This is a genomic window from Prosthecodimorpha staleyi (genome assembly GCF_018729455.1).
In the GTDB taxonomy this organism is placed as follows: domain Bacteria; phylum Pseudomonadota; class Alphaproteobacteria; order Rhizobiales; family Ancalomicrobiaceae; genus Prosthecodimorpha; species Prosthecodimorpha staleyi.
On the sequence record NZ_JAHHZF010000018.1, the window covers coordinates 33675 to 45700 of the forward strand.

6 protein-coding genes are annotated in these 12026 nt (G+C 68.3%); 1 reads left to right on the plus strand and 5 read right to left on the minus strand.

All coding sequences use genetic code 11. The features are described 5' to 3' along the window. Positions 1-901 precede the first annotated feature (901 nt). From KL771_RS26555 to KL771_RS26565, 3 genes are all read right to left on the minus strand, one after another. Positions 902-1666, minus strand: a complete 765-nt coding sequence (locus KL771_RS26555) for a hypothetical protein (RefSeq protein ID WP_261971535.1) — start codon at positions 1664-1666, stop codon at positions 902-904. A 99-nt stretch (positions 1667-1765) separates the two neighbouring features. Beyond that, positions 1766-2212, minus strand: coding sequence for a type II 3-dehydroquinate dehydratase (gene aroQ, locus KL771_RS26560; protein ID WP_261971536.1), 447 nt, complete (start codon positions 2210-2212; stop codon positions 1766-1768). A gap of 226 nt (positions 2213-2438) precedes the next feature. Then, positions 2439-9524, minus strand: a complete 7086-nt coding sequence (locus KL771_RS26565) for a calcium-binding protein (protein WP_261971537.1) — start codon at positions 9522-9524, stop codon at positions 2439-2441. 424 nt (positions 9525-9948) lie between these two features. Between KL771_RS26565 and KL771_RS26570 the strand changes: the two genes are divergently transcribed. Then, complete coding sequence (locus KL771_RS26570; protein WP_261971538.1) at positions 9949-10425, plus strand: VOC family protein; 477 nt, start codon at positions 9949-9951, stop codon at positions 10423-10425. Between the two features lie 105 nt (positions 10426-10530). Here KL771_RS26570 and KL771_RS26575 read toward each other — a convergent pair whose 3' ends face one another. Further along, a complete protein-coding gene (locus tag KL771_RS26575) occupies positions 10531-11334 on the minus strand; it encodes a tetratricopeptide repeat protein (RefSeq protein ID WP_261971539.1) in 804 nt (267 codons plus the stop codon). A 250-nt stretch (positions 11335-11584) separates the two neighbouring features. After that, positions 11585-12026 (minus strand): DUF4384 domain-containing protein (locus KL771_RS26580; RefSeq protein WP_261971540.1); only part of this gene is annotated, 442 nt, incomplete at its 5' end.

Genomic DNA, 12026 nt, shown 5'->3' on the forward strand with positions numbered 1-12026 from the left:
GGACACGGGGTCCTCATCGATCTCCGAGCCGCATCCCCGGACAAGGCCTGAAGGCCGCCGATCCGGGGCCTACTCGCCCGCACGCGGCGCCAAGATTATTTTTAGAATCAAAGACTTGTGACACGTTTCCAGCGGAGTGGGTCCCGGCTCTCCGCTCCGCTCCGGCCGGGAATGCGTTGAGAAATGGTGCACCATTTCCCGGACACGGGGTCCTCATCGATCTCCGAGCCGCATCCCCGGACAAGGCCCGAAGGGCCGCCGATCCGGGGCCTACTCGCCTGCACGCGGCGTCAATATTATTTTTAGAATCAAAGACTTGTGAAACGTTTCCAGCAGAGTGGGTCCCGGCTCTCCGCTCCGCTCCGGCCGGGAATGCGTTGAGAGATGGTGCACCATTTCCCGGACACGGGGTTCTCATCGATCTCCGCGCCGCATCCCCGGACAAGGCCCGAAGGGCCGCCGATCCGGGGCCCACTCGCCCGCCAACGGCGTCAAGATCATGAGAAAACACAAAGACTTGCGGCTTGCCTCCAGCAGAGTGGGTCCCGGCGCTCCGCTTCGCTGCGGCCGGGAATGCGCTGCGGGATGGCGCAGACCTTCCCACATGCGAGGGCTCCCAACCCATCTCCCGGCCGATCCCTCGGTCGCATCCCCGGACAAGGCCCGAAGGGCCGCCAATCCGGGGCCCACTCGCCCGCCAGCGGCGTCAAGATCATAAGAAAAAACAAAGACTTGCGGCTTGCCTCCGGCAGAGTGGGTCCCGGCTCCCCGCTCCGCCCCGGCCGGGGATGCGTTGCGAGATGGTATTCCCGCCCCGGCTCCCAGGAGCTCTCACGGTTGCGGCCGGCACAAGACCATCGATTTCCGGAATTGTTTGCGAAAGATCCGACGGCAGGCTGAATTACGGCGCGTGGCCCTGCGCCGGGAAGCCGGGGTCCGGGCAGGCGGATTGCAGGTCCTCCGCAGCGAAGGCCGGCAACGCCCGGCGGGCGGCGCGTTCGGCGGCTTCGCGGCCGGACTTGTCGACATGGGCGGTGCGGTTGACGACCTGGAGGTTGGGGGTGCCCCAGTAGCCGAGCAGGTCCGGCCAGGGCAACTCTCGATGGTCGCGCCAGACCTGGAACAGCGGCACGCGGTGGTCGACCTCGGCCGTCTTCAGGAGCCGTTTGCCCGACAGGGCGCAGCGCCGGCCTTGGCGCTTCTTCAGCGCGGCGAGCCCCGTGACCGGCTGGGTCCAAAGCTTCCAGGCGGCGACGCAGGCGGAATGCCAGCGCGCGGTCCGGTTCGGCCGGCCATCCCGCCACAGATCGCGGTGCCAGCCGAGCCGGAACACCGGCTGGCCACAGACGCAGCAGCGGCCGGGCTCGCCGGCCATCACCTCGGCGCGCCAGGGCGCGGGCGGCAGGCGGAAGCTCATCGCGTCCGTCAGTTCCCAGTGCCAGCCGTCCGGAGTCCCGGACCGCCGCGCCAAAGCACGGGCCAGCGCATCCGCGCGCAGCGGATGGTGGCGCCAATAGGTCTCCATCATCAGGCGCGGCGTCGGCGGCACGAAGGGACGCGCCATCGCGAAGGCGAGCACAGCCGGCGGAAACAGCTCCGGCAGGCTGCGCTCCAGCCGCGCGCGCGACCGCGCATTGCGCTCGGCTCGAAAGGAAGTGTCCGCCATGGTCGTCCCGGCTCCGGCCCGTCCCCGAGCCTCACCCGATTCGGGTGAAGGCATTCTCAACGGACGGGCCGCATCCGCCGCGGCTCGAAACCGCCGCGATCACGCCTTGTCGGCGGTCAGCTTCGCCAGCCGCTGCAGCGCGAGCGGATAGCCCTGGGTGCCGAAGCCGGCGATCACCCCGGAGGCGACGAGCGAGACATAGGAATGGTGGCGGAAGGATTCCCGCTTGTGCACGTTGGAGATATGCACCTCGATGACCGGGAATTCGCAGGTCGACAAGGCGTCCAGGATGGCGACCGAGGTGTGCGTATAGGCGGCCGGGTTGATCACGATGCCGGCGGCGATCTCGCGCGCCTCGTGGATCCAGTCGATGATCTGGTGCTCGGCGTTGGACTGGTGGAAGCGGATGTCCAGGCCCAGTTCGGTCCCGACGCGCCGGCATTCGGCCTCGATATCGGCGAGCGTCTCGTAGCCGTAGATATGCGGCTGGCGCTTGCCGAGCAGGTTCAGGTTCGGGCCGTTGAGGACGAAGACGAGGCGGCTCATGGACGGGTCTCACTTGCGGTTGGGGGCGCGAGACTAGTGCCTTTCGCAGCCGAGCGGAAGCCGGCCGCCGTCCGGACCCGCGTCGATTCAACAGCTTAGAAACGCGCGTCGGCGGGCGGCAGGAAAGGCCGATGGCGGGGCCGGCCGGGCCCGTCTTTGCCGCCGGACAGCGTTGCGCGCCTTCCTGCGGCGGGCGCAAGGACCGCCGCCTCCTGCGCCGCACCCCTCAGAACAGGAACGAACCCGCCTGCAGGTCGTTCGGATCGGCGACGCCGACCAGCAGCACCGTGTCGCCGTTGGGCATCTGCACCAACGTGTCGCTGCCCTGGTCGACGAAGGTCAGGCTGGCATAGTCGGTGGCGTAGGCCGACAGGTCGATCATGTCCTCGCCGACCGTGAAGTCGGAGACCTGGTCGGCCCCGCCGCCCTCGACGAACACGAAGGTGTCGTCGCCGGTGCCGCCGGTCAGGCTGTCGTCGCCGAGACCGCCCGACAGGGTGTCGTTGCCGTCGCCGCCCACCAGGCTGTTGGAGGCCGTGTTGCCGAGGATGATGTTGTCGAGGCCGTTGCCGGTGCCGTCGATTGCCTGCACGCCGATCAGGGTCAGGTTTTCGATATTGGCGCCGAGCGTGAAGGTGACCGAGCTGCGCACCTCGTCGGTGCCGGTGCCGGTCTCGGAGACCACGTCGCCGACATTGTCGATCACATAGACGTCGTCGCCGTCGCCGCCCGACAGGCTGTCGACGCCGAGGCCGCCCTCCAGCGTGTCGTTGCCGGCGCCGCCGTCGAGCGTGTCGTTGCCGTCCTCGCCGTAAAGCTGGTCGTGGCCGTCGAGGCCGGTCAGTACATTGGCGCCGGAATTGCCCGTGAGGGTGTTGTCGAGGTCGTTGCCAGTGCCGTTGATCGCGGCCGTGCCTTCGAGCGACAGGTTCTCGACATGGGCCGAGAGCGTGTAGCTGACGGTCGCCTCGACGCTGTCGATGCCCTCGCCGGCCAGTTCGGTGACCACGTCGCCGGTCGCATCGACCACATAATGGTCGTCGCCGTCGCCGCCCGCCATGCTGTCGGTGCCGGTGCCGCCGTCGAGCTCGTCGTTGCCGAACCCGCCGGTCAGCGTGTCGTTGCCGGCGCCGCCCGAGAGCACGTCGTCGCCGTCCTGGCCGTCGAGCTGGTTGGCGCCCGAATTGCCCGTGATGGTGTTGTCGAGTTCGTTGCCGGTGCCGTTGATCGCGGCGGTGCCGGTCAGGACGAGGTTCTCGACATTGTCGCCGAGCGTGTAGGTGACCGAGGCGTTGACGGTGTCGATGCCGGTGCCCGTGCCGGCATCCTCGACGACCACGTCGCCGGCCGCGTCGACCACGTAGACATCGTTGCCGAGCCCGCCGGTCATGCTGTCGTTGCCGGTGCCGCCGTCGAGGGTGTCGGCGCCGCCGCCGCCCGACAGCGTGTCGTCGCCGGCGCCGCCGGAGAGCGAATTGTTGCCGCCGTTGCCGGTGATCACGTTGGCGACCGTGTTGCCGAAGCCGTTGATCGCGCCGGTGCCGGTCAGGATCAGGTTTTCGACATTGGTGCCGAGCGTGAAGGTGACGGAGGCCTGTATCGTGTCGGTGCCCTGGCCGGCCGCCTCGGTGACCACGTCGGTGGTCGAATCGACCACGTAGATGTCGTCACCGGCGCCGCCGACCATGGTGTCCTTGCCGGCGCCGCCATCCAGGCTGTCGTTGCCGTTGCCGCCGGCGAGGCTGTCATTGCCGCCATTGCCGAGGAGCGTGTCGTTGCCGTCCGCGCCGGTCAGCGTGTTGGCGCCGGTATTGCCGGTGATGACGTTGTCGAGATTGTTGCCGGTGCCGGTCAGGTTGCTCGAGCCGGTCAGCGTCAGGTTCTCGAACAGCGAGCCGAGCGTCCAGCTGATCGTGCTGATGACCGTGTCGATGCCGCCGGCCTGGGTGGAATCCTCGGTCAGCTTGTCCTTCTTGTTGTCGACGTAATAGGTGTCGTTGCCGGTGCCGCCGACCATGCTGTCGTTGCCGGCGCCGCCGTCCAGCGTGTCGTTGCCGGCACCGCCGGTCAGCGTGTTCTTGCCGCTGTTGCCGGTCAGCTTGTTGTCGGAGTCGTTGCCGGTGCCCGAGATCGAGGACGACCCGGTCAGCACCAGGTTCTCGACATTGGCCGCGAGCGTGAAGGCGACCGAACTCTGCACCGTGTCGGTGCCGGCGTCGGCGCCCTCCTGGACCACGTCGCCGCTGGCATCGACCACATAGGTGTCGTCGCCGATGCCGCCGACCATGCTGTCATTGCCGGTGCCGCCGTCCAGCGTGTCGTTGCCGCCATTGCCGGTCAGCGTGTCGTTGCCGGCGAGGCCGGACAGCTTGTTGGCGGAATCGTTGCCGGTCAGCGCGTTGTTGCTGGCATTGCCGGTCGCACTGACCGCGCCGCTGCCGGTCAGGATCAGGGTCTCGACATTGGCGGCGAGCGTGTAGGCGACCGAGGCATAGATGATGTCGGTGCCGGCGTTGGAGGCCTCCGTCACCACGTCGCCGGTCGCATCGACGTAATAGGTGTCGTTGCCGGTCCCGCCGACCATCGTGTCGTTGCCGGTGCCGCCGACGATCGTATCGTTGCCGTCGCCGCCGGAGAGCGAATTGGCGCCGGAATTGCCGGTCAGCAGGTTGGCCAGCGTATTGCCGGTGCCATTGATGGCGGCCGATCCTGAAAGCGTCAGGTTCTCGACATTGGCGCCGAGCGTGAAGGTGACCGAACTGGTCACGGTGTCGGTGCCGCCGCCGGCCGCTTCCGTGACGGTGTCGCCGACATTGTCGACCACGTAGCGATCGTCGCCGGCGCCGCCGGCCATGCTGTCGGCACCGGTGCCGCCGTCGATCGTGTCGTTGCCGCCATTGGCCGTGATGGTGTCGTTGCCGGCGCCGCCATTCAGGGAATTGTCCGCGTCGTTGCCGGTGATCGCGTTGGCGAGATCGTTGCCGATGCCGTTGATCGCGCCGGCGCCGGTCAGCACCAGATTCTCGACGTAGCTGCCGAGCGTCCAGGAGACCGAGCTGTTGACGGTGTCGGTGCCGCCCTGCCCGGTGGAATCCTCGGTCACCACGTCGCTGAGCGAATCGACGAAATAGGTGTCGTTGCCGGTCCCGCCGCTCATCAGGTCGTTGCCGGTCCCGCCGGTCAGCGTGTCGTTGCCGGCACCGCCCGACAGAGTGTCGTTGCCGAGACCGCCGTCGAGCGCGTTGTTGCCGGTATTGCCGGTCATGACGTTGCCGGCATCGTTGCCGGTGCCGGTGAAATTCCCGGTCCCGGTCAGGACCAGATTCTCCAGGTTGGCGGCAAGCGTGTAGCTGAGGCCCGCCTGGACCGTATCGGTGCCCTCGCTGGCATTCTCGACGATCTGGTCGGCGAAATCGTCGACGATATAGGTGTCGTTGCCATTGCCGCCGGCCATGCTGTCGGCACCGACGCCGCCGTCGAGCGTGTCGTTGCCGCCGCCGCCGTCGAGCGTGTCGCTGCCGTCGCCGCCGGCGAGCGAATTGTTGCCGCTGTTGCCGGTGATAGTGTTGGCGAGCGCGTTGCCGGTGCCGTTGACGTTGGAGCCGCCGGTCAGAACCAGATTTTCGATCTGGGCGCCGAGCGTGTAGGCGACCGAGCTCTTGACCGTATCGGTGCCGCCGCCCGCCGCTTCCACCACCACGTCGCCGGCATTGTCGACCACATAGGTGTCGTCGCCGATGCCGCCGGTCATGGAATCGACGCCGGTGCCGCCATCGAGCGTGTCGTTGCCGCCGTTGCCGTTCAGAGTGTCGTTGCCGTCGGCACCGGTGAGGGAGTTGTTGCCGCCGTTGCCGGTGATGACGTTGGCGAGCGCGTTGCCGGCACCCTTCAGGTCGCCGGTCCCGGTCAGGGTCAGGTTCTCGACATAGCTTCCGAGCACATAGTCGATCGAGGCCTCGACGCGGTCCGTGCCGCCCTGGACGGTGGTGTCCTCGACGACCAGATCCTGCGCGCTGTCGACGACATAGACATCGTCGCCAATGCCGCCGGACATGGAATCGTTGCCGGTGCCGCCGTCGAGCGTGTCGTTGCCGCCGCCGCCGAGCAGGGTGTCGTTGCCGCCCGCGCCGGCCAGGCTGTTGTTGCCGTCGTTGCCGGTCAGCCGGTTGGCGAGTTCATCGCCGGTCAGGTTGAAGTTGCCGGTCCCGATCAGGACGATGTTCTCGACATTGGCGATCGAGCCGATATCGACGGTGGTGTAGACCGTGTCGGTGCCGCCGCCGGCGGCCTCGACGACGATGTCGGTCAGGCTGTCGACGAAATAGGTGTCGTTGCCGAGGCCACCGACCAGGCTGTCGTCGCCGGTGCCGCCATCGAGCGTGTCGTTGCCGTTGCCGCCGTCGAGCGTATCGTTGCCGTCGCCGCCGGAGAGCGAGTTCGCCCCGGTATTGCCCGTGATGGTGTTGGCGAGGACGTTGCCGGTGGCGTTGATCTGGGACGAGCCGGTCAGCGTGATGATCTCGACGCCGATCCCGGCCGAGAACGAGACCGAGCTGATCACCGTGTCGGTGCCGCCGGAATCGGTGACCGTGTCGCCGACATTGTCGACATAATAGAGGTCGTCGCCGGTGCCGCCGCTCATCTGGTCGGCGCCGGTGCCGCCGTCGATGGTGTTGTTGCCGTTGCCGCCGTCGATCGTGTCGTTGCCGCCGCCGCCCTCGATCGAGTTGGCGGCCGAATTGCCCATGATCGTGTTGGCGAGGCTGTTGCCGAAGCCGTCGATCGCCGCCGCGCCCAGCAAGGTCAGGTTCTCGACATTGGTACCGGTCTCGAAGGTGACCGTCGAGAAGACGGTGTCGGTGCCGCCCTGGTTGGAGTCCTCGGTCACCGTGTCGGAGGTCGAATCGACGATATAGATGTCGTTGCCGAGGCCGCCGGACATGGAATCGTTGCCGGTGCCGCCGTCGAGCGTATCGTTGCCGGCGCCGCCGTCGAGGGTATCGTTGCCGTCGGCGCCGGAGAGGGAATTGGCGCCGTCATTGCCGGTGATGACGTTCTTGGAGCCGTTGCCGGTGCCGTTGATGTCCCCGGTCCCGGTGAGGGTCAGGTTCTCCAGATTGGCGGAGAGCGTGTAGCTGAACGAGGCGTTGACGGTGTCGGTGCCCTCGCTGGCATTCTCGACGACCGTGTCGGAGGCGCTGTCGACGTAGAAGATGTCGTCGCCGATGCCGCCCACCAGACTGTCGTCGCCGGTGCCGCCGTCGAGGATGTCGGAGCCGTCGCCACCCAGAAGCGTATCGTTGCCGCCGGCGCCAGACAGGGAATTGGCGCCCGAATTGCCCGTGATGGTGTTGGCGAGATCGTTGCCGAGGCCGGTCAGCGAGGAGGATCCGGTCAGGATCAGGTTCTCGATGCCGCTGCCGAGCTGGAAACTGACCACGCTCGAGACCGTGTCGGTGCCGCTCGAATCAACGACCACGTCGCCGGAGCTGCTGACATAGTAGAAGTCGTCGCCGGCGCCGCCGTCCATGCTGTCGCCGCCGTAGCCGCCGTCCAGCGTGTCATTGCCGTCGCCGCCGAGCAGCGTGTCGTCGCCGTCCGCACCCGACAGGCTGTTGGCGAGGCCGTTGCCGGTGATGATGTTGTCCGAACCGTTGCCGGTGCCGTTGGTGGCCGTACCGGTCAGCGTCAGGTTTTCGAGATTGCTGGCAAGCGTGTAGCTGACCGCCGCGTAGACCGTGTCGGTCCCGCTTTCGGTGCCCGAACCTTCGATGATCACGTCGGAGGCGCTGTCGACATAATAGGTGTCGTTGCCGTCGCCGCCGTCGAGCCGGTCGATGCCGGCGCCGCCGTCGAGCGTGTCGTCGCCGGCCGCGCCGATCAGCGTGTTGGCGCTGTCGTTGCCGGTGATCTCGTTGTCGAGCGCGTTGCCGGTTCCGGTCGAGGCCAGCGTCCCGGTCAGGACCAGGTCTTCGAGATAGTCGCCGAGCGTGTAGCTGTCGCCCGAATAGACCGTGTCGGTGCCGCCGTTGGCGGTCGAATCCTCGATGATGACGTCGATATTGGTGTCGACATAATAGGTATCGTCGCCGGTGCCGCCCGACATGGTGTCGGCGCCGGTGCCGCCGTCGATCGTGTTGTTGCCGGAATTGCCGGTGATCGTGTTGTCGAGATCGTTGCCGGTGCCGCTGATGTTGCCGGTTCCGGTCAGGACCAGATGCTCGATATAGGAGCCGAGCGTGAAGGACGCGGAGGCTTCGACCGTGTCGACGCCGCCCGTGGTCGTGCCGTCGGTCTCGACCGCCAGGTCGTTGGTGTCGTCGACGATGTAGAGGTCGTCGCCGGTGCCGCCCTCCATACTGTCGACGCCGGCACCGCCGTCGAGCGTGTCGATGCCGCCGTCGCCGATCAGGGTGTCGTTGCCGCCGGCGCCCGCCAGGCTGTTGGCGCCGGAATTGCCGGTGATGGTGTTGGCGAGACCGTTGCCGGTACCGTCCAGGTCGGCGTTGCCGGTCAGGACGAGGTTCTCGACATTGGCGGTCAGCGTGTAGTCGATCGAGCTCTGCACCGTGTCGGTGCCCTCGTTCGCATTCTCGCTGACCACGTCGCCGACATCGTCGACCACGAAGGTGTCGTCGCCGTCGCCGCCCGACATGGTGTCGGCGCCGGTACCGCCGTCGATGCTGTTGTTGCCGCTGTTGCCGGCGATGACGTTGCCGACCGAATTGCCGAAGCCGTTGATGTCGCCCGAGCCGGTGAGCGTCAGGTTTTCGAAATTCGCAGCGAGCGTCCAGGTGACCGAACTCTGCACCGTGTCGGTGCCCTGGCCGGAGGATTCGACCACCGAATCGCTGGCATCGTCGACCACGAAGGTGTCGTCGCCGAGACCGCCGACCAGCGTGTCGATGCCGGAGCCGCCGTCGAGCGTGTCGTTGCCGTCGCCGCCGGAGAGGCTGTTGCCGCCGCTGTTGCCGGTGATCGCGTTGTCGAGCGTGTTGCCGGTGCCGTCGATGCCGTTGAAACCGGTCAGGACCAGATTCTCGACGAAGTTGCCGAGCGTGTAGTCGATCGAACTCTGGACGGTATCGGTGCCCTCGCCGGTCAGTTCCTTGACGATATCGCCGACATCGTCGACCACATAGGTGTCGTCGCCGGTGCTGCCGACCATGGAATCGGAGCCGGTGCCGCCGTCGAGCGTGTCGTTGCCGCCGAGGCCGTTCAGGGTGTCGTTGCCGCCGAGGCCTTCGATCAGGTCGTCAGACGTCGTGCCGTTGAGGGTCTGCGACGTGAAGTCACCCGTGATCGTAGCCATCGGCGATCCCTACTCAGTCCCTTGCGGCCTCCGGCTTGCGCCGGCACCTCATCGCGCTCTCGGCCGCCGGCCCCGGACCGATCCGCGGTCCCGGCGCCGTCCGCCTCCCGTGCCTTGCCTCCCGCTCAGCCGGTCGGCACGCCTTCGTGCCGACCGGCTGAGCGGGCGACCAAGGCCCCGCCCGGGCGCAACCCGCAGACGGGCCGAACCTTAACAGAACGTCACCCTAGAATGTGTACAGCGCCGGCGGTGTGACGAAAGGCACAGCATCGGCATGGCCGCCGAAGGCGACGCCGGCCGCGGATCTTCGCGAAAGGCGCCGTCCTTGAGGCCGACCGCTCGAGAATTCGACCGGGATCTGTCGGATGTCCGGGATGCGCAGCGTCCTTGTCCCCGGATACCCTGTCATCCCGGGAGGACCCTCATGAGCAAGATCGCCACCTGCCTCTGGTACGAGCGCGACGCCGAGACGGCGGCCCGCCTCTACGTCTCGCTGTTCGCCGATTCGCAGATCGACGCGATCCACCGCAATCCGATCGACGGTCCGTCGGGGCCGGCCGGTTCGGTCCTGCTGGTCGAATTCACCCTGGCCGGACGGCGCCATCTGGCGCTCAACGGCGGCACGGCCATGCCCTACAGCTACGCCGCCTCGATCTATGTCGACTGCGCCGACCAGGCCGAGGTCGACCGTCTGTGGGACGCGCTCCTGGCCGACGGCGGCCGCGAGGAGCAGTGCGGCTGGCTGCGCGACCGCTGGGGCGTGCCCTGGCAGATCATCCCGGCCGCGCTGCCGCGCCTGATCGCCGATCCCGATCCGGCCCGCGCCGGCCGCGCGATGGCGGCGATGATGGAGATGGTCAAGATCGACATTGCCGCGCTGGAGCGGGCGGCCGACGGCTGACCGTCGACGGACGCCCGGGCAAGGGCCGTCGGCGGCCGAAGGCAGACCGGCAGGATTCCCACCGCTGCGGCGCGCCGGCGGGCACGATCGGCTTCCCCAATCCGCCTATTTGCCGGCGTCGAGCTTCGCCAGACGGTCCTTGGCTTCGGCATCGCCGGCGGCCGCCGCCTTCTCGTACCAGGCGCGAGCCGTGGCGAGGTCGATCGCGAGGCCGCCGGTGCCGGATGTGTAGGCGTCGCCGAGATTGAGCATGGCGACCGGCTCGCCCTGCTCGGCGGCCCGGCGATAGAGGGCGATGGCGGCGCGCGCGTCGCGACGGACACCCTTGCCGCCCTCTTCGAGCAGCGCGCCGAGGCTGTTCATGGCCTGAGGCGAGCCCAGCGCAGCCCCCTTCCGGAAGAAGCGGGCCGCCTTGCGGTCGTTGCGCCGGACACCCTCGCCGTCGCGATAGATGACGCCGAGATTGTTCCAGGCGGTCGCGTCGCCGCGCTTGGCGGCCAGGCGATAGAGCTGGCGCGCCCGCTTCGGGTTCGGGGCGACGCCTTGGCCGTTTTCGACCATGTAGCCGATCGAGGTCAGCGCCGCCGCCGAGCCGAAGGCGCCGGCCACCCGGAAATGGGCCAGCGCCGGGCCGAACTGGCCGAGCTTGTGGTGAGCGCGGCCGAGCTGGTGGATCAGCCGGCGGTTGCCTGGCGCGGTGCGGACCGCTTCGGCGCAGGCCTCCAGGGCCGCCGCGCCGTCCATGTCGGCCATCAACAGACCCCGCGTCCCGGCCGGCAGGTCGGGATCGCCCGTGCGCCCCGCGCGGGCGTCGCAGAGTTGCGCGGCCTCCGATTCGGCGGCCGCAGCGGAAGCGGCGGGGAGGCCGATGGCCAGCAGGACGGCAAGGACGGAGACGGCGCGGAACATACTCCACCTCAAGGTTCGTGCGATGACGGAAGCGGCGAAGCGAGGCCGGCGACGTGTCCGTCACCGGCCTCGGCGTGGTCTTGGATCCTGCGGCCCCGCTCCGGACTTTCGGCCGGGGGGCCGGCCCCGCACCCCGGTCAGGGGCGCGAAAGGCCTGCATCGGGTCCCAGGTGCAGGGCGACCGGATGGCCGGTCACCGCTCCGGCGGTGCGTGGGTCACGGGGTGACCTGGATCACCGGGTGACCTTGGTCACGGGGTGACCTGGACGGTGATGCGGGCGAGGCCGAGCTGGGGGGCGGGCTTGGTCGGGACGACGGCGAGGTCGCGGTCGAGCGCGGCCTTGTCGGCCTCGGCGAAGGGCTCGCCGGCGGTCTTCACCGGCGTGATCGGACGCGGGTCGCTGGTGCACAGCGCCGTCACCGTCTCCAGCGCCGGGCCGGTCGCCACCACCGTCTGCGGCGCCCCGCCGCCCGACACGAACAGCGTCTGGCCCGGCTGAACCAGCGGGTTCGGCATCAGCGCCGTCGGGAACAGCTGCCGCACCTGACCGTTCGAATTCGCCGACACCACCGTCAGATGGCACGGCGCCACCGAGGTCACCGCGATCACCAGCGGCTCGCCGACCCGGTAGCTCGCCTTGTCGGCCGCCAGCATCAGCGGGAAGGTCGGCACCGCCGACGGCGCCACCGCC